The organism is Oerskovia sp. NPDC057915 (assembly GCF_042887685.1).
GTDB lineage: Bacteria > Actinomycetota > Actinomycetes > Actinomycetales > Cellulomonadaceae > Oerskovia.
Genome location: NZ_JBHVOS010000009.1, coordinates 44,148 through 62,186, shown reverse-complemented (window position 1 = coordinate 62,186; position 18,039 = coordinate 44,148). Strand labels below are relative to the sequence as shown.

General features: G+C 71.3%; 16 protein-coding genes. 5 read left to right on the top strand and 11 right to left on the bottom strand.

Annotated elements, in window-relative coordinates; genetic code table 11:
• The first annotated feature begins 162 nt into the window (after nucleotides 1-162).
• Nucleotides 163-573: a hypothetical protein gene (locus tag ACFVQ3_RS07995; protein ID WP_387637234.1), complete on the top strand. Its 411-nt coding sequence runs from the start codon at nucleotides 163-165 to the stop codon at nucleotides 571-573.
• 111 nt (nucleotides 574-684) lie between these two features.
• Here ACFVQ3_RS07995 and ACFVQ3_RS07990 read toward each other — a convergent pair whose 3' ends face one another.
• Nucleotides 685-1,338: an NAD(P)-dependent oxidoreductase gene (locus ACFVQ3_RS07990; RefSeq protein ID WP_387637231.1), complete on the bottom strand. Its 654-nt coding sequence runs from the start codon at nucleotides 1,336-1,338 to the stop codon at nucleotides 685-687.
• On the bottom strand, nucleotides 1,335-1,973 hold the full coding sequence (locus tag ACFVQ3_RS07985) for a TetR/AcrR family transcriptional regulator (protein WP_387637228.1): 639 nt from the start codon (nucleotides 1,971-1,973) through the stop codon (nucleotides 1,335-1,337). Before ACFVQ3_RS07985 ends, ACFVQ3_RS07990 begins: the two co-directional genes overlap by 4 nt.
• 88 nt (nucleotides 1,974-2,061) lie before the next feature.
• Here ACFVQ3_RS07985 and ACFVQ3_RS07980 point away from each other — a divergent pair, with 88 nt between their 5' ends.
• Nucleotides 2,062-2,667 (top strand): HhH-GPD-type base excision DNA repair protein, encoded by a 606-nt coding sequence (locus tag ACFVQ3_RS07980; RefSeq protein WP_387637226.1) that lies wholly within the window; start codon nucleotides 2,062-2,064, stop codon nucleotides 2,665-2,667.
• 144 nt (nucleotides 2,668-2,811) lie between these two features.
• Nucleotides 2,812-3,177, top strand: a complete 366-nt coding sequence (locus ACFVQ3_RS07975; RefSeq protein WP_387637223.1) for a VOC family protein — start codon at nucleotides 2,812-2,814, stop codon at nucleotides 3,175-3,177.
• A 41-nt stretch (nucleotides 3,178-3,218) separates the two neighbouring features.
• On the opposite strand, the gene ACFVQ3_RS07970 is transcribed toward ACFVQ3_RS07975, so the two are convergent.
• From ACFVQ3_RS07970 to ACFVQ3_RS07940, 7 genes are all read right to left on the bottom strand, one after another.
• On the bottom strand, nucleotides 3,219-3,608 hold the full coding sequence (locus ACFVQ3_RS07970) for a hypothetical protein (protein ID WP_387637221.1): 390 nt from the start codon (nucleotides 3,606-3,608) through the stop codon (nucleotides 3,219-3,221).
• A gap of 401 nt (nucleotides 3,609-4,009) precedes the next feature.
• Nucleotides 4,010-4,897, bottom strand: a complete 888-nt coding sequence (locus ACFVQ3_RS07965; protein ID WP_387637218.1) for a hypothetical protein — start codon at nucleotides 4,895-4,897, stop codon at nucleotides 4,010-4,012.
• Nucleotides 4,894-5,469, bottom strand: coding sequence for a DUF6318 family protein (locus ACFVQ3_RS07960; protein WP_387637216.1), 576 nt, complete (start codon nucleotides 5,467-5,469; stop codon nucleotides 4,894-4,896). Before ACFVQ3_RS07960 ends, ACFVQ3_RS07965 begins: the two co-directional genes overlap by 4 nt.
• Nucleotides 5,470-6,490: 1,021 nt before the next feature.
• Nucleotides 6,491-7,000: a hypothetical protein gene (locus ACFVQ3_RS07955; protein ID WP_387637213.1), complete on the bottom strand. Its 510-nt coding sequence runs from the start codon at nucleotides 6,998-7,000 to the stop codon at nucleotides 6,491-6,493.
• 100 nt (nucleotides 7,001-7,100) lie between these two features.
• Nucleotides 7,101-8,057, bottom strand: a complete 957-nt coding sequence (locus ACFVQ3_RS07950; protein WP_387637211.1) for a coenzyme F420-0:L-glutamate ligase — start codon at nucleotides 8,055-8,057, stop codon at nucleotides 7,101-7,103.
• Nucleotides 8,054-9,052: a TIGR03557 family F420-dependent LLM class oxidoreductase gene (locus tag ACFVQ3_RS07945; protein WP_138824860.1), complete on the bottom strand. Its 999-nt coding sequence runs from the start codon at nucleotides 9,050-9,052 to the stop codon at nucleotides 8,054-8,056. Before ACFVQ3_RS07945 ends, ACFVQ3_RS07950 begins: the two co-directional genes overlap by 4 nt.
• A gap of 295 nt (nucleotides 9,053-9,347) precedes the next feature.
• On the bottom strand, nucleotides 9,348-11,276 hold the full coding sequence (locus ACFVQ3_RS07940; RefSeq protein ID WP_387637209.1) for a DUF4914 family protein: 1,929 nt from the start codon (nucleotides 11,274-11,276) through the stop codon (nucleotides 9,348-9,350).
• Nucleotides 11,277-11,489: 213 nt separating this feature from the next.
• Between ACFVQ3_RS07940 and valS the strand changes: the two genes are divergently transcribed.
• Nucleotides 11,490-14,225, top strand: a complete 2,736-nt coding sequence (valS, locus tag ACFVQ3_RS07935) for a valine--tRNA ligase (protein WP_387637206.1) — start codon at nucleotides 11,490-11,492, stop codon at nucleotides 14,223-14,225.
• 177 nt (nucleotides 14,226-14,402) lie between these two features.
• Here the strand turns inward: valS and ACFVQ3_RS07930 are convergent, their stop codons facing one another.
• A complete protein-coding gene (locus ACFVQ3_RS07930; RefSeq protein WP_387637203.1) occupies nucleotides 14,403-15,602 on the bottom strand; it encodes a Vms1/Ankzf1 family peptidyl-tRNA hydrolase in 1,200 nt (399 codons plus the stop codon).
• Nucleotides 15,603-15,709: 107 nt separating this feature from the next.
• On the bottom strand, nucleotides 15,710-16,063 hold the full coding sequence (locus ACFVQ3_RS07925) for a chorismate mutase (protein WP_387637200.1): 354 nt from the start codon (nucleotides 16,061-16,063) through the stop codon (nucleotides 15,710-15,712).
• Between the two features lie 109 nt (nucleotides 16,064-16,172).
• Here ACFVQ3_RS07925 and ACFVQ3_RS07920 point away from each other — a divergent pair, with 109 nt between their 5' ends.
• Nucleotides 16,173-17,993 carry an AMP-dependent synthetase/ligase gene (locus ACFVQ3_RS07920; RefSeq protein ID WP_387637198.1) on the top strand — a complete coding sequence of 607 codons (1,821 nt, stop codon included), beginning with the start codon at nucleotides 16,173-16,175 and terminating at the stop codon, nucleotides 17,991-17,993.
• The last annotated feature ends 46 nt before the right edge of the window (nucleotides 17,994-18,039 follow it).

Genomic DNA, 18,039 nt, shown 5'->3' with positions numbered 1-18,039 from the left:
CTCCGGGCGGCTCGTCGGTGCCGAGAACGAGGTTTCGGTCGACATGGCGGTCGTGACGACCACAAGGTCGTGCTCGGGTGCGCGAGACGTCGTGCTCGACGAGCGGCTCGATGGTGCGCCGCGCGGTGGCCGCGACGCACGGTCGCGCGCACCATGGCTGACATGCCCATCCCGCACGTCATCGCCCGGACCAACCGGCGGTTCCTCAACCCGTTCGTGCTGCGCGTCTCGTCGCGCGTGCCGCCCTTCGCGACGGTCCACCACCACGGCCGCCGCACCGGCCGCCCCTTCGCGACGCCCGTCATGGCTTTCCGCGAACCACCCTCGACCGGCGCGCGCGAGGTCCGTGTGGTCATCGCCCTGACGTACGGCGCAGACGTCGACTGGCTCAGGAACGTCGAGGCGGTCGGGCTGTTCGGGCTCACGCGAGGTGGACACGGCTACGTCGTCGACGACCTGCGGCGGTTGCACGGGGACGACGGGCTGCGGCTCGTGCCCGCCGTGATCCGGGTCGCGCTGCGGGGGCTACGGGTGGACGAGTTCCTCGACGGGCGGGTGGGGCCACCCCGCTGAGGCCGGGGCACGCCTGCCCGTCGGGGACGGGCGGGTCGGGCAGACGGGGCCGGGCGGCTTGCCGCGACGGGGCCGGGCGGCTTGCCAGGATCGCCGGGCGACTTGCCAGGATCAGCGCGACGCGGCCCGCCAGCCGGTCGGTGTCGTGACCAGGACCCGCTCGCCCACGTACTCAGGGTTCGAGGCGATCTCCACGAGCGCCCTGCCCGCGTTCGCGAACGGCAGGGTCGGCAGGCCGGGTACCGCACCGACCTCGTCGAGCGGCTTGACGGTCTCGCTCGCCAGCGCGGGGGCGTCCTTGAGGTTGACGGGACAGGCGATCGTCCACCGGAGCGGCGACGTCGGCAGGATCGCCTCGGACGCGGCCTTGTCCGCGAACATCGCGGAGATGACCGTGCGGTAGACCAGGCGCGCGAACCAGGAGGCCTTGGTCGCGGTGTCACCCACGCCGAACGCCGAGACCAGCACGAACCGGTCGACGCCCGCTTCCTCGAGCCCGGCGACGATCGTGGGCAGCACCCGCTGCATGAAGGTCCTGTCCTTGGCGGGCCCGCCCACGGCGGACACGACCACGTCTGCGCCGCGCACGGCGTCGGCCAACGCGGAGGAGTCGTCGAGGGCACCTCCGACGACGCTCACGCCCGGACGGGTCGGCACGGCCTCCGGGCGTCGCGCGTACGCGACGACCTCGTGGCCCGCCGCGACGGCCTGCTCGACGACCTGTGACCCGAGGTTGCCGGTGGCACCCAGCACGACGATCTTCATGAGCTGCTCTCCTTGGTCGATGGTTCCGTGGTGTCTTCCTCGTCCGTCCCGAGGGCGAGCGGCGCGCCGGTCACGACGCTCAGCGCGCGCAGGCACAGCAGGAGGACCTGCTCGCGCGGGACCGTCGCGCCGCCACCGCTCTCGCGCGCGACCTCCTCGACGAACCCCAGCCACCCGCCGACCGCGAGGCGGGACAGGGCGGTGTCGGCCAGGTCGAGGTAGGACAGGATCCGTTCGACCTGGACCAGATGGTTCGCGGCGGCGAGCTCGTGCACCAGCGCGGGCGCCGAGGCGTGCGGGGCGTAGAGGTCGCGCAGCTGGCCGCTGCTCGCGGAGAAGTGGTCGAGGTACGCGCCCAGCGCACGCTCGAGGTTCTCGCGGGCGCTGCGCCCGGGCAGCGGTGCGGTGGCCGCCAGGACGGCCTCGGCCTCGCGGCGCAGGACGGCGTCGAGCAGCGAGTCCTTGCCCGGGAAGTAGTGGTAGACGAGCGCTCGGGTCACTCCGGCCTCCTGCGCGACGTCGCGCACCGAGACCGCGTCGACCCCCTGCTCGGCGAAGCGCGCGGACGCGACGCGCAGGATCTGCTCGCGACGCTCGTCGGGGCTGAGGCGACTCACCTCGCTATTGTTTGACATGAGTCAAACCTATGCTGCTCTTTGACAATGGTCAAACAAGATGCCCGACGCACGGGCACCACCACGACCCGACTGCCATGATGGGGACATGGCACCCGACCTGTGGTTCACCGGCGACCCGGAAGCCGACCAGCTGCTGTCCACCGACCCGTTCGCGCTGCTCATCGGCATGCTCCTGGACCAGCAGGTCACCATGGAGTCGGCGTTCGCCGGGCCGCTCAAGATCTCCCAGCGCATGGGCGGGTTCGACGTGCACCGGATCGCGACGGCCGAGCCCGAGCCGTTCGCTGCCATGGCGGCCACTCCCCCGGCGATCCACCGCTATCCGGGCTCGATGGCCGGGCGCGTGCAGGCCGTGGCGCAGGTCGTCGATGAGGAGTACGACGGCGACGTCACCCGCATCTGGACCGATCCCGGGCCGGACGGCGCAGCCCCCGACGGCCCGCTCGTCCTCAAGCGGCTCAAGGCGCTGCCGGGATTCGGCGAGCAGAAGGCGAAGATCTTCCTCGCGCTCCTCGGCAAGCAGTACGGCGTCCGGCCGGAGGGCTGGCGGGAGGCTGCGGGCGTCTACGGCGAGGACGGCGCGCGACGCTCCATCGCCGACGTCGTCGACCAGCACTCGCTCGACCAGGTGCGTGAGACGAAGAAGGCGGCCAAGGCCGCGGCGAAGGCGGAGCGGGCCGCCAAGGGCTGAGCCGTCTCGTTGCCGCGTCGGGCACCAACGGATGCGCGACGGCGTCGCTCCCCCTTCTCCGACGGGTGCCTGTCGCGCTCGACGGACGTAGCGTGGGAGAGGTCGGGCGTGCGTCCGTTCGCCCGTTCTCCCTGAGGAGTTGTCATGGCTCACGGCGACATCACGCACATCGACATCCCCGTCGGCGACACCGAGGCGGCCCGCACGTTCTACAGCGGGCTGTTCGGCTGGGACATCGCCGAGGTCCCCGGCTTCGAGGGGTACCCCATGTGGCGGGCCCCCAACCAGATCAGCGGCGGCGGGCTCGCGCCGCGCGAGGAGGGCTTCACGAGCCCGCGCAGCTATGTCGAGGTCGACTCGATCGACGACACGCTCGCCCAGGTCGGCTCGCTCGGCGGCAAGACCCTCATGGCCAGGACGCAGATCAGCCCGACCAGCTGGTGGGCGGTCTTCGAGGACCTCGACGGCAACCAGCTCGGCCTCTACGAGGGCGTCACGACCATGGACTGACGCCCGCACGTCCGTCTCCGCCCGGCTGCTCGACCACCTCGTCAGGCGGGACCGAAGAGCACTCGTCCGTCAGGGTCGTCGGCGCGTCGCGGTCGCAGGCGTGCGGGCGCCGGCCACGGCAGCTCGTACCGGACGACGTGCGCGTCGATCGCCCCGAAGTCGTCGGTCTGGACGACGACGCGCTCCGGGGTGACCTCGACGAGGCGGACCCGCAACGGGTCGCCCTCCTCGTCCTCGAGCATCCACACCTCGGCGAGCCACGACAGCCCCGTGCTGTCGAGCGCCTCTTCGGCGTCGAGCCAGTCGACCGGGTCGGTGAGGTCGTGCCCCAGGAGCGAGACGGCCACCCAGCCGTCACCCTCGGGACGGATCCAGCCGACGTGCTCACGGTCGTCGGGTCGGCGGTGCGGGATCCAGTCGGCGGGAAGCATGCCGGAACGATAGCGACGACCGCCCCTCGGTGCCCAGTGGATTGCGCGCGACGCCTGTGCGGGCGGGCCGGTGTCGAGATGCTGGTCGCTGTCGCTCGTGGGTGCGCTTCGTTGTGGGTACGCCTTGGCGGGGGTGCGCCCTCGGTGCGGGAGCGCCTCGGTGTGCGTGCGTCTCGGTGGCGGGTGCGCCTCGGTGCGTGTGTGCGCCTTGGTGTGGGTGCGCCCTCGGTGCGTGTGTGCGCCTCGGTGGCGGGTGCGCCTCGGTGTGTGTGCGTCTCGGTGGCGGGTGCGCCTCGGTGCGTGTGTGCGCCTTGGTGTGGGTGCGCCCTCGGTGCGGGAGCGCCTCGTTGCGGATGTGTCTCGGTGTTGATGTGTCTTGGATGCCGGGTGGCGGCTGGGGTTCAGTCGAGGGGTTCGGTGACGAGGCGGGTGCGGGCTTCGTGGATGGTCAGGGGTGGGGCGGTGGTGGTGGTCGTGGCGGCGCCGGTGATGGAGGTCCAGGTGGTGGTGCCGGTGATCTGGAAACGCCCGTACCAGGTCGTGGTCAAGGTGATCGTCGCCACGGCCTCGTCCTCGTAGACGTGCGCGACGCTGTGACGGGGATAGGGCGCGCCGGGATCGGTCGTGGCGCGCGGGCTGGTGCCATCGCCGTAGTCCCAGGTGAAGGTGTCCGGGGTGGCCTCGATCGTGACCGGGATGCCCAGCAGCACGGTCGCGAACCTCTGCGGCGCCGGGCTGGTGTAGGTGATCGTCTCGACGTTGACCAGCGTCCACCCGTCCGGCGGCTGGATCGTGACCGGCGACGGGACGATCGTCAACCGCTGGAACTCCGCCTCAGCCAACGGCACCAGATCCACCCCGGCCAGGCAGTCCCCAGGACTGGCCGGGTCCTGCAGCTCCCACCGGGACAGGTCACTGATCGTGCCGTCCGGGTTGTTGACCCAGGTCTGCCGGAAGATCGGGTCCAACGCGACCTGATCCGCCTCGCACGCCGCGACCAACGCCCCCTCACGCTCCCCCGACGCACACGCCCCCACCCGGCCCTTGCTCGTGGGAAAGTCGTTCGTGAAACAGATCGACGCAGGCATCCGCCGATACTCCTCCGACGCCAGCGAACCATCCCCATTCCGCGGCCGATGCACCGACCCATCCGCAGAGACATCGACCGCCCTGACGTCGATTGAGTCTCTTTCCGCCTTGCTGTCGAAGTCGATGGAACTCGACGCCGCAAGAAGCCCACCGAGTAACGCTGACGTGGTCAACGTCTTCACCATGGCTGCGAGGCTCATGAGACAGGCATCTCGGTAGAAACGGTGAGAAGACGCCATGTGGTGCCGTCATGCATCAACTCAACGCGGTACGGGTCGGACTGGGCTTCCTGACGATCGAGTTCCACGCCCGACGAATCGAGGAGGACCGCGCTCGCGATCGCGACCTGGACGTCCAAGGGGTAGCCGCCAACAAGATCGTCAAGTGCGTAGGTCTTGATCACCTCAGCATCGACTGCGCCCCCGACATAGCTGCTGCCATCACGAGAGATCTCCTGCGCCTGGTCACGCACCGCGGTACAGAAACCGCAGAGCTCCGCCCACGTCATCGCGTCCCATTCCGTCAGATCGCCGGTCGCCATGACGTACGGGTACAGCTCCAGGAAGTACGTCGCCGCCGCAGCAGCCCCGACCTCGTCGGTCCGGTCCATGTCCGCCGGCCGCTCAGGCTTGACCGGACCCGTCGGCGTCGGGGTTGGCGTCAGCGACGGGCTCGGGCCCACCTCCTCGCTCACCACCGGCGCCGGGGACTCCACCACCGGCCCAGCCGGCGAACACCCCACCACCACACCCGCGAGCACCGCACCCACCATCAGCGCCAGCGCACCCCTCCGCCGTCGGACACCCGAACCAGGAACCAGACCGCCCCCCGGCCCCTCCCAACCCACTACCCCCACAGCCCGCCACCCACGCACGACCAACCCCTGCCAACCCATCCCTGCCCCCTCGGTAGGTACCCGGCAAAAGGCCACACCGCCCCCTACCTCCAAGGAACCTAACGGGTCAAACCACCCCACCGAAACCCCACGTCCCAGGCTGTGGACAACCACCCCACCCACCCCGCTACCGAACAACCACGACCGCATCAGCCAGCAGCCAGACCAGGCCGAGCCGAGCCCAACCGGGCCGGGCCGGGCCGGGCCAGGCCAGGCCAGGCCAGGTCGGGCCGGGCCAGGCCAGGCCAGGTCGGGCCGGGCCAGGCCAGGTCGGACCCGACCGAGCCGAGCCGAACATGCGGCTACTCCCGACCATGCGGACAGCGCCCCGATCAGCCCGAAACCCGACCAACCGCATGCTCGGCACCGCGACCCCGACTACGACCACCGAGTGTGCAGTTCGGGTCGCCCATACCCCCACCCCGACCACCCGAACTGCACACTCGACGCCTCGACCCGCTGCCACCCAGCAGCCGGAGCCCGAGGAACGCCGACCTCGGCACCGAGACCCCCACAACCCGCGACCGGACACAACCACCAGAACGGTCCGCTCACCGAGTGTGCAGTTCGGGTCGTCCACACCCCCACTCCGACCACCCGAACTGCACAGTCGACGCCAACCGGCCCGGCTCGCGCTCCAGCCCAGACTCTCCGCGCGCCCCGACTTCCCACGCCCTCCCCGCTCGACACCAGGAGTCCCCGCATCACGAGAGCGGCACACTCACCCTCGTCGCGCCCCGCACCCACTCCAGGGGTCCCCGCATCACGAGGCCGGCACACTCGCCCTCGTCGCGCCCCGCACCCACTCCAGGGGTCCCCGCATCACGAGGCCGGCACACTCACCCTCGTCGCGCCCCGCACCCACTCCAGGGGCCCGACCATCACGAGGCCGGCACACTCACTCTCGTCGCGCCAGCGCCTCGGCCGCCTGGAGCCGGATCCTGCGCGTCCGACCGTTCGCCGCCAGGGTCTCGAGGACCGCGGACCGGGTCGCCGGAACCGACGCGCGCCGCTGCAGCCAGTCGGACCAGCCGCCGACGTCCTCGTCGCCGACCAGCCCCTCGTCACCGACCGTCCGCGACACGAGCTCCAGAACGGCCAGCTCGTCGGCCCGCCGCGCCACGAAGTCGGCGGTCGACCAGCCCGCGGTGGCGGTCACCCATCGTTCTCGTTCACCGGGGAGCACCTGCTCGAGAGCCGCGACGACGGCCCCTGCCGCCATGGTGTGGTCGGGGTCCTCGACGACCGTGGCAAGGAGCAGTTCGAGCGCGCCCCGCCGCAGGGCCTCCTGGTACAGCTCCCACCGGACGTGCTCGTCGCGCAGGTCGCCGGAGACCCCGACGGCGTGAGCGAGCGCCGTCAGCCCTGACTCCCCTGCACTGGATACGGCCCCTAAAACCTGCGCCACCGACCACGACCTTTCCCGCACTCGACCACGACCTTCAGGTCGTCAACCGCCCCAGAACGACCACAACTCCGTCTTCGACGCCCACCGCCCCACCGGAGGATCAGCCCTGCACCGGATTCCCCGTCCCCTCGCGGAACCCCTCCGCGAACCCCTCGCGGTACCCGTCGGCGTACCCGCCCTCGTGGGCGACCCGTTCGATCGCCTCGCGGCCGGCGACCTGTCCCGCGGTCACTCCTCGCGCGTACGCCTCGGCGGACCCTTCGCGGAACAGGTCCGTCTCGGAGTCACGCACGAGCACGCGCGCGCCGGGTCCGTCGTCGTCGGTCACGAACCGTCCGAGCCCGCGCACCACGGCCACGGGTCGTCCCGCGGCCTTGCCGCGCACGAGCTCGGACGCCGCCGCGATCTGGTCCGCGACGGCCGTCACGGTCACGGACAGCTCGCGCCCGTGGGAGTCGACGCCGCCGCGCAGGTCGTCGAGCGCGACCACCCCGGCGACGCCGATCGCCAGGTCCGTGAGCCCCTCCCGCCAGGCACGCCCGGCGGTGTCGGACACGACGACCCCGATCCTCGCCCCGAACCGTTCCGTCAGCGCCGCCCGCAGCGCGCGCGCCGAGGCGTCGGGGTCGACGGGCAGCATCAGCACGGTGCCCTCGGGCGTGTTGGACGCGTCGACGCCCGCAGCGGCCATGACGAGACCGAGCCGGTTCTCGACGATCCGCAGCACGCCCCCGGGGTACGGGCGCGTCGCCACGACGCGCACGGTCTCGTCGGTGATGGCCTGCTCACGGTCGGCGGCCGCGACGACGCGTCCTTCGGCCTTGGACACGACCTTGCTCGTCACGACCACGACGTCCCCGTCACGCAGCCCGCCCTCGCGGTCGAGCGCGTCCCCGACGATGCGCGCGAGGTCGTCCCCGGGCGAGATCTCCCCGATGCCCGACGGCGCCACGACCGTGAAGCGGGTCTCGTCACCCTCGGTGCGCCACGGCCCGGGCGACCCCTCGGGACCGGGGCGGGCTGCGCCGTCGGGCAGGGGGGCGGGCGTGCCGGTCATCGGACGAGCTTCGGCAGGACGTCGCGCGAGAACGTGTCGATCCACTCGCGCTGGTTGCGGCCCACGTTGTGCAGGTAGATGCGGTCGAACCCCAGGTCGACGAACTTCTGGATGTAGGCGCGGTGCACGTCGGGGTCGGACGAGATGACGAGCCGTCCCTCGAAGTCCTCGGGGCGCACGAGCTTGGCCATCTGCTCGAAGTCGAACGGCGAGCGGATGTCGGCCTTGGGGAACTTCATGCCACCGTTGGGCCACTCCGTCATGGCGTTCGTGAGCGCCTCCTCGTCGGTCTCGGCCCACGACATGTGGAGCTGGAGGACCTTGGGCATCGTCTGGGGGTCGCGGCCGGACTCGCGGACGCCGTCGTCGAACTTGCCGAACAGCATCGAGATCTTCTCGAGCGGAGCGCCCACGGTGATGAGGCCGTCGGCGTGCTTGCCCGCGCGCTTCGCGGTGACCGGTCCGGCCGTGGCGACGAGGATCTCGGGGGCGACCTCGGGCATGGTCCACAGCCGCGTGGACTCGTGCTTGTAGAACTGCCCCGAGTGCTTGGTGTCCTTGCCCGCGAGCGACGCGGCGAAGAGCTTCTTGATGATGTCGATGGCCTCGAACATACGGTTGATGCGCTCGGGGGCCTCGGGCCAGTACTGCGCCGTGACGTGCTCGTTGAGGGCCTCGCCCGACCCCAGGCCGAGCCAGTGGCGCCCCGGGTACATCGCGGCGAGCGTCGCCGAGGCCTGCGCGACCATCGCGGGGTGCCAGCGGAACGTGGGCGCCGTGACCCCGGGGCCGAGGTCGCCGCGCGTGCGCTCGCCGAGGGCGGACAGGACGTTCCACACGAACGCCGAGTGCCCCTGCGCGGGGACCCAGGGCTGGAAGTGGTCCGCGGCCATGACGCCCGAGAACCCCTTGCTCTCGGCGTACTCGGAGAGGGCGATGACCTCGGTCGGGTGGAACTGCTCGAGCATGGCGGCGTAGCCGATCGTCAAGTCCATGGACCGACCTTAGTACGGGCTCCCCGCGCCTGAGCCCCGGTATCGGGTACCCGTTCGTGAGCGGCTGCCCGGCCCGGGCGCCGGGCAGCCACCCGACGCGCTCAGCAGGGCCGGGCAGCCGCCCGTCGCGCTCAGCAGGGCCGGGCAGCCACCCGACGCGCTCAGCAGGGCCGGGCAGCCACCCGACGCGCTCAGCAGGGCCGGGCGGCCACCCGACGTGCTCAGCACCGCCGGGCAGCCGCCCGACGCGCTCAGCAGGGCCGGGCAGCCGCCCGACGCGCTCAGCGGGGGCCGGTCACGTGAACAGCGGGGTCAGCGCCGCGTACTCCTCGACCGAGCCGTCGCGCAGGCAGACCTCGATGATCTGGCGTCCCAGCGGGTCCAGGTCGTCGGTGAGGAACTGCTGGAGCTCGCTCTTGAAGAAGTCGGTGATGATCCTCGCGCCCGCGTCGTACGCCTCGACGCCCACCTGGGACTGCATCTCGGGCTTGAGGAAGGTCGGCCGGACGAGTTGTCCGTCGATCTTCATCTCCTGGAGCGTGTACCCGAACAGCGGGCAGCGCGACGGCGTCAGCTCCTCGGCCCGCAGCTTGCCGCCGCCGCGCCGCGCGAGGTACTCGCGGGTGAGCCACTCGGCCGCGAAGTCGACCTTGTAGGCGCCGATGTGCTGGTTGGGCGTGAGCACGTAGCGCGTGCGGTCCATGTCGACGAGCTGGCGCAGCAGGAGGTTCGCCGCCGCGACCTTGGTGCCGGTCGAGAAGGGCCAGTACGACCCGACGCCCTCGGCGACCATGCCGCCGTGCGCGAGCTTGTCGGTCGCGGTCTTGGACTCGCCGATCGACGGGTTCTTGTCGCCGCGCGGGGCGATGAGCCGCCAGATCCACGCGAGCGACGGCGGCACGATGTGCATCATGCCCATGATCCCGTAGGTCGGGTTGTCCCGGGTGCAGGCCGGCATGCGGGCGCCGAAGGTCCGCACGTCGACCTCCTCCGCACCGGTGACGTCGGTCAGGAGGTGGCGGGGCACGACCACGCGCGGGTTGGGGCAGCGCTTGCCCGTCGAGTCGAGCGTGTGCTCCCAGGGCAGCACGGTCGCGTCGGGGACACCGTCGATGTTGAAGAAGACGAGCGGCTGGTCGGGGTGGATGCAGGCCCGTTCGAGGTGCGTGTCCTGGCCGTAGCCGGTGAGGTTGTCGACGCGGACGAACCAGCCGTCCTCGGCGTCGGCGACCACGAGGCGCCCGTCGCCGGTCTGGAGGTCGACGTGGCACAGGGTCATGTCGTCGGTCACGGGGTCCAGGGCGCTCGTCTCGCCGAGGTTGATGACGTAGGGCTCGTCGGTCACGACGTTGGTGCCGAGCAGGATGCGCCCGTCCTCCTGGCGACGGATCTCCTGGCACATCTCGGACTTGCCGCCGCCCGAGGCGCCCTCGTGCATGATGACGGTCTCGTTCTCGTACGGGGTCGTCACACGGACCGAGGACGCGTGCGCGGTGACCCACCCCTCCTGCTCGCCGACGTCGAGCAGGACGGAGAAGACGCCCTTCTTGGCGCTGGGGCCCGGGTAGAGGTTGTACGCGAAGACCTCGTGCAGCGTCTCGGAGCGGTCGTGGACCACGACCTGGCGGCCGTCGAAGTGCGTGTGGCGGAACGGCGGTGCGACGTACAGGATCGAGCGGGGCTCGAACGGGCCGATCTCGTCGAACGTGACCCAGCCCTGCAGGTCCACGAGCGTCAGGGCGAAGAACGCGGAGTTGACGGGGCAGATCGCGAGCGAGGGGTAGCCGTGCGTGAGGCCGCCTGCCTTGAAGGGCACGACGACGAGGTCCTGCCCCGCGAGCCAGTCGAGCGTCTCGGCCTTGACGTCGGCGAACTCGGCCCCGAAGACGTCCCGGTAGCGCGGCTTGTCGGTGGGCAGGTCGTCGGCGATGCGCATGCAGTCGGGGTCGCGCCGACGCATGTAGTCCTCGGGGTAGTTCACGGCGATGCCGTTCTTGCACCGCACCACCTCTGCCTCGGGCACCGGGGTCCCGAACACGTCGTACTCGACGGTGAACCGCGGCCCGCCCTCGGGGCCGAGCGCCAGCCGGTAGAGCTCCTCGCGGGAGGCGGGGACGATGACGTTCGCGCACGCATCCAGGGCGGCCTGGACAGCGGGGGGAAGGACCATGCCGGCGGGGATGCTTCCGGTTCCGTGCACGGCCACGCTGTCGATCAATGTCATTGCAACTCCTGGGTCGGACCTCGAACGAAAGGCGTCGAGAAGATGAGGCGCGTCCACGTACGCCCCCGCCTTTGCTTGAAGGTTACGAGCCGATGACCATGTCAACCAGGGACCTTTGACCTTTGTTTCATTCGGGAAAACTCGGGCGCGACGCCCGCGTCCGGGGAGCGGCCGTTTCGCAGGAGCCCCCGAGATTCTGGGAGAATGTCGTCCATGAGCTCACCCGCCGAGGGCACCACGCCCGCACCCGACCCCCAGACCGCCGCCGCACCCGCCCCCACCGAGGGCACCGAGGTAGTCCGCGCCGTGGTCGGCGAGGTACCGGACAAGGTGAGCCTCGACGGTCTCGAGACCAAGTTCGACGCCGCCTGGACCGCGCAGGGCACCTACTCGTTCGACCGCTCCAAGACCCGTGAGCAGGTCTACTCGATCGACACCCCGCCCCCCACGGTCTCGGGCTCGCTGCACGTGGGCCACGTGTTCTCCTACACGCACACCGACGTCGTCGCCCGCTTCCAGCGCATGCGCGGCCGCGAGGTCTTCTACCCCATGGGCTGGGACGACAACGGCCTGCCGACCGAGCGCCGCGTCCAGAACTACTACGGCGTGCGCTGCGACCCGTCGCTGCCCTACGTCGAGGGCTACGAGCCCCCGCTCCAGGGGGCCGAGGGCAAGAGCGTCAAGGCCGCCGACCAGCAGCCCGTCTCGCGCCGCAACTTCGTCGAGCTGTGCGAGCGCCTGACGGCCGAGGACGAGGTCCAGTTCGAGGAGCTGTGGCGCCGCCTGGGCCTGTCGGTCGACTGGTCGCACCACTACCAGACCATCGGCGTCCCGGCCCGCGTCGTCGCGCAGAAGGCCTTCCTGCGGAACCTCTCGCGCGGCGAGGCCTACCAGTCCGAGGCTCCGGGCCTGTGGGACGTCACGTTCCAGACGGCCGTCGCGCAGGCCGAGCTCGAGGCGCGCGACTACCCCGGCCACTTCCACAAGGTCGCGTTCCACGCACCCGGCGGCGAGAAGGTCTACATCGAGACGACGCGCCCCGAGCTGCTCGCGGCCTGCGTCGCCCTCATCGCGCACCCCGACGACGAGCGCTACCAGGGCCTGTTCGGCACCACGGTCACCTCTCCCCTGTTCGACGTCGAGGTGCCCGTCCTCGCGCACCCCGCCGCGCAGAAGGACAAGGGCGCGGGCATCGCGATGTGCTGCACCTTCGGCGACCTGACCGACGTCCAGTGGTGGCGTGAGCTGCAGCTCCCGACCCGTTCGATCATCAACCGCGACGGGCGCATCACGCGCGAGACCCCCGCGTGGCTCACGTCCGAGCGCTCGGTCGCGCTGTTCGAGGAGATCGCCGGCAAGACGACGTTCTCGGCGCGCACGGCCGTCGTCGACGCGCTGCGCGAGGCGGGCGACCTGGACGGCGAGCCCGTCGCGACCCAGCGCAAGGCGAACTTCTTCGAGAAGGGCGACAAGCCCCTCGAGATCGTGACCTCGCGCCAGTGGTACATCCGCAACGGCGGTCGGGACGTGGCGCTGCGCGAGGAGCTGCTCGCGCGCGGCAAGGAGCTGGACTTCCACCCCGAGTTCATGCAGGTGCGCTACGAGAACTGGGTCGGCGGCCTCAACGGCGACTGGCTCGTCTCGCGCCAGCGCTTCTTCGGCGTCGCGATCCCGCTGTGGTACCCGGTCCTGGAGTCGGGCGAGACCGACTACGAGCACCCGATCGTCCCCGACGAGGCGCTCCTGCCGATCGACCCGTCCTCCGACGTCCCGGTCGGCTACACGGCCGACCAGCGCGGCGTCCCGGGCGGCTTCGTGGGCGAGCCCGACGTCATGGACACGTGGGCCACGTCGTCGCTGACCCCGCAGATCGCGGGCGGCTGGGAGTCCGACCCGGACCTGTTCGAGCGCGTCTTCCCGATGGACCTGCGCCCCCAGGGCCAGGACATCATCCGCACGTGGCTCTTCTCGACGGTCGTGCGCTCGCACCTCGAGCACGGCTCGCTGCCGTGGACCAACGCCGCGATCTCGGGCTGGATCCTGGACCCCGACCGCAAGAAGATGTCCAAGTCGAAGGGCAACGTCGTCACGCCCATGGGTCTGCTCGAGGAGCACGGCTCCGACGCGGTCCGCTACTGGGCGGCCTCGGCGCGCCTGGGGACCGACGCGGCGTTCGAGGTCGGCCAGATGAAGATCGGCCGCCGCCTCGCGATTAAGGTCCTCAACGCGTCCAAGTTCGCGCTGTCGTTCGGTGGCAGCGAGATCACGCTCGACCCGGCCCTGGTGACCGAGACGATCGACCGCGCGATGCTCGCGGGCCTCGCCGACGTCGTGGACCGCGCGACCGAGGCGCTCGAGACCTACGACCACACGCGCGCCCTGGAGCTCTCGGAGACGTTCTTCTGGACGTTCTGCGACGACTACCTCGAGCTCGTCAAGGACCGCGCGTACGGCGCGGGAGCCGGGCCCGACGACGTCACGACCGAGACGCAGTCGGCGCGCGTCGCGCTCGCCCTGGCTCTCGACACGATGCTGCGCCTGTTCGCGCCCTACCTGCCCTTCGCGACCGAAGAGGTGTGGTCGTGGTGGCGCACCGGTTCGGTGCACCGCGCACCGTGGCCCACGTCGGCCGGTCTGCGCGCCGGCGCGGGCGACGCCGACCTTGCCGTCCTGACCGCCGCCGGCCACGCGCTGGCCGCGCTGCGCAAGGTCAAGTCCGAGGCCAAGGTGTCGATGCGCACCCCGATCCTCGCGGTGACGCTGGCCGTCCCCGCCGCCTCGATCGAGGGTGTCCGTGCCGCAGCGGAGGACGTCCGTGGTGCAGGGCGCGTGACCGGGACGCTCGACCTGGTCGAGGCGACCGAGGGCCAGGGCGACCCTGCCGTCCAGGGAGGCATCGTCGTCGTGCACTCCGAGCTCGGTGAGCCCGAGGTCCGCAACCGCGGCTGACGCTCCCCCGCTCCACGACGCAGGGCCCCGACCGCACGTCGCGGTCGGGGCCCTGCGTCGTGCTGACGGGCTGGCGCGGTCCGGCTGTCGCACCGAGTGTGCAGCTCGGGTCGTCACGACGGGCCATGGACGGCCCGAACTGCACACTCGGCGTCGGTCACGCCTCGCCGAGCGCGGTCACACCATCTCGCCCCGCAACCGCGCGTCGTCGCCCGACATGGTCGCTGCCACCTCGTTGGGCGTCCCGTCGTCGTTCCAGCGCAGCGTCGCCCCGACCCCCTCGATGAGCTCGACGCTGCCGTCGGGCGAGAACGTGAGCCCTGCGTCCTGGCCGATCGCGGCCCGGACGAGGGCCACGGTCGCGGGCAGCTCCTCGATCCCCTCGCTCACGCCCAGGTCGGTGATGTCGGAACGCGAGGACCCGATGTGCAACGGGCTCGGCCCGACCCACAGCGTGCGACCGTCGAGCTCGGTGTCCTGGCCGTACTCGTCCGCGAGGATCAGCTCCTTGACCTGTCCGCGCGAGAGCACCGCGACCACGTCCTCGAGCGACGTCACAGCGGCCGCCTCGCGGCCCTGCTCCTGCCGGAACTCGGCGAGCACCGCCTCGCGGCGCCGCTCACGGAAGCTCTCGAGCGCCTCGGCGACCTTCGCCTCGAAGGCCGCCTCGTTGATCCCGGCCCCGCGCCCGCCGCCCGCGACCTCGACCACGAGCTCGTCGGTGGCCTTGGTCAGCGCCGCGCGCACGAGGGGAACGGCGCGCACGTCGCCCGTCACGAGGATCAGCTCGGGACGGTGCTCGAGGACCTGCCGGTCGAGCTCGGCCGCGACCGCCTCGGCGTTGCGCTCCCAGGAGTCCTCGGCGCGCGCCTCGATCCGCTTGTGCGACAGGCCACCCGTGCGGACCTTGTTGATGACGTCGTGCCCGCCCTCGACGGACTCGGCGTCACCGTAGGGCAGGTGCCCTCCGGCCACGGACCACGTGAGGTCCGCACCCTGACGGTCGACCACGACGCGGACGTAGTCCACGGACTCGTCGGCCGCGCGAGCAGCCTGGAGCAGGGCGGGGACGGGGCCCCAGAGCCCCTTGGTGACGGCGGGCGGGTCCTTCAGGACCCGGTCGACGAGGACGCCTTCCTCGTCGGCGATGAGGACGCGGCCGTGCGGGCCGGGCATCCTCGTGGGGAGGGTGACGGACTCCTCGAGCTCGTCGATGATGCTCGCGGGGGCTCCCGCGGCGGCGAGCGCCCGGCGCACCCCCTTCCACCGGTTCTCGACCTCGCGTGCGGTGGCCTCGTCGCCACGTGTCGCGTCGAGGTAGACGGTCGCGAACGGGCCGGGGTGGCCGAGCAGGGGCTTGAGCCAGTCGATCTTCATGCAGGCACCTCTAGACATCCATCGTCGGAGGGACGGTCGGAGGCCGACCGCCCCGATGTCCTCCCCAGCCTGCGGCACGTCGCCGACGAACGCCACCGGGGACGTGCTCAGGAGTAGGTGTCCAGCACGGGGGCGTCGTCCTGGTGCTCGCGGGCGATCCGCTGGTGGTGCCGGATGACCTCGCTCACGATGAACTCACGGAACTTCTCGGCGAACGCCGGGTCGAGACCCGAGGACTCTGCGATGCCGGTCAGGCGGGCGATCTGCTGCTGGTCGCGCGCAGGGTCCGCGGGCGGGAGGCCTCCCTGCGCCTTGAGCTCGCCCACCCGACGCGTGAACTTGAAGCGCTCGGCGAGCAGGTGCACGAGGGCTGCATCGATGTTGTCGATGCTCTCGCGGAGCCTGAGGATCTCGGCGGGGACGGGGTGCGACGGCGTGGCGGGGGCGGGGTGCTCGCTCATCCGTCGATCCTAGGCTCGCCCGGGCAGCCGCCGAGGTGGCCGACGGAACGTGGGACGCCGGGTACACAGTAAAATCGGTCCTTGCCCCACCACTCAGCGGAGAGTTGACATGACCGAATTCGCGTCGCCGAGCCTCGTCGAGGTACCGGCCACCAGCAGCATCAGCACGCTTCTCACCGACCGCGCCGAGCGCTCCGGGGACGACGCGGTGATCGAGCGACGCCTCACCCCGGGCGGCCCCTGGCAGCCCGTGAGCGCCCGCGCCTTCGACGACGAAGTGGTCGACGTGGCCCGCGGGCTGCTCGCACGCGGCGTGCAGGCCGGCGACCGCGTCGCGATCATGTCGCGCACCCGGTACGAGTGGACGCTGCTCGACTTCGCGGTCTGGGCCGCGGGCGGCGTGCCCATCCCCGTCTACGAGACGTCCTCGGCCGACCAGGTCGAGTGGATCCTGTCGGACTCGGGCGTGAGCGTCGCTCTCGTCGAGACGCCCGCGCACGCCGCGATCGTCGAGAGCGTCCGCGAGCGTCTCCCGCTCCTGCGGGAGGTCCTGGTGATCGACGACGGCGCGGTCGACGACCTGCGCGCAGGCGGCACCGAGGTGTCGCGGGACGAGGTCGACGCACGCCGCGCCGCCACCGGGCGCGACGACCTCGCGACGATCATCTACACGTCGGGGGCGACCGGGCGACCCAAGGGGGTCGAGCTCACGCACCTCAACTTCGTGCACCTGACCCGCAACGGCGTGGCGGGCCTGGCCGAGATCGTCGCCACGCCCGACGCACGCACCCTGCTCTTCCTCCCGCTCGCGCACGTCTTCGCGCGGTTCGTCCAGGTCGTGTGCATCGCGTCGCCCACCGCGGTCCTCGCGCACAGCTCCGACATCAAGAAGCTCGTGCCGGACCTCGGCTCGTTCAAGCCGACGTTCCTCCTCGCGGTCCCCCGCGTGTTCGAGAAGGTCTACAACGCCGCCGAGCAGAAGGCCGGCGCCGGGGCCAAGCGCCGCATCTTCCACTGGTCGGCGAAGGTCGCCATCACCTACTCGCGCGCGCTCGACTCGGCAGGCGGCCCCTCGGTCGTCCTCAAGGCGCAGCACGCCCTCGCCGACCGGCTCGTGTTCGGCTCGATGCGCACCGCCCTGGGCGGCGACCTGACCCACTCGATCTCGGGCGGGGCACCGCTCGGCGAACGCCTGGGCCACTTCTTCCGAGGCGTCGGGCTCACGATCCTCGAGGGCTACGGCCTCACCGAGACCACGGCCCCGTCCGCCGTGAACCTGCCCAGCCGTCTCAAGATCGGCACGGTCGGCCCCGCGTTCCCCGGGACCGCGCTCAAGGTCGACGCCGAGGGCGAGCTCTTCGTCAAGGGCGACCACGTCTTCCGGGGCTACCACAACCAGCCCGAGCTCACCGCCGAGGTCCTCCAGGACGGCTGGTTCCGCACGGGCGACCTCGCCTCTCTCGACGCGGACGGCTACCTGCGGATCACCGGGCGCAAGAAGGAGATCATCGTGACGGCGGGCGGCAAGAACGTCGCCCCTGCCCAGCTCGAGGACCGACTGCGCGCCCACCCGCTCGTGAGCCAGGTCGTCGTCGTCGGTGACCAGCGTCCCTTCATCGGTGCCCTCGTCACGATCGACCACGAGATGCTCCCCGGCTGGCTCACGACGCACGGGCTGCCGGCCATGGACGTCGCGACGGCCGCCACGAACCCGACCGTCCTCGCGGCCCTCGACCGCGCCGTCACACGCGCCAACGAGGCCGTGTCCCGGGCCGAGTCCATCCGCAAGATCCAGGTGCTCACGACCGACTTCACCGAGCAGAACGGCTATCTGACGCCGTCCCTCAAGGTCAAGCGCAACCTCGTGCTGCGTGACTTCACGACGACGATCGACGACCTCTACGGAGCCCCCGCGAACGCGGACGCCTGACCCGCCCGGGCCACCACGCGGTCAGCCCGCACGACGGGGCCACCAC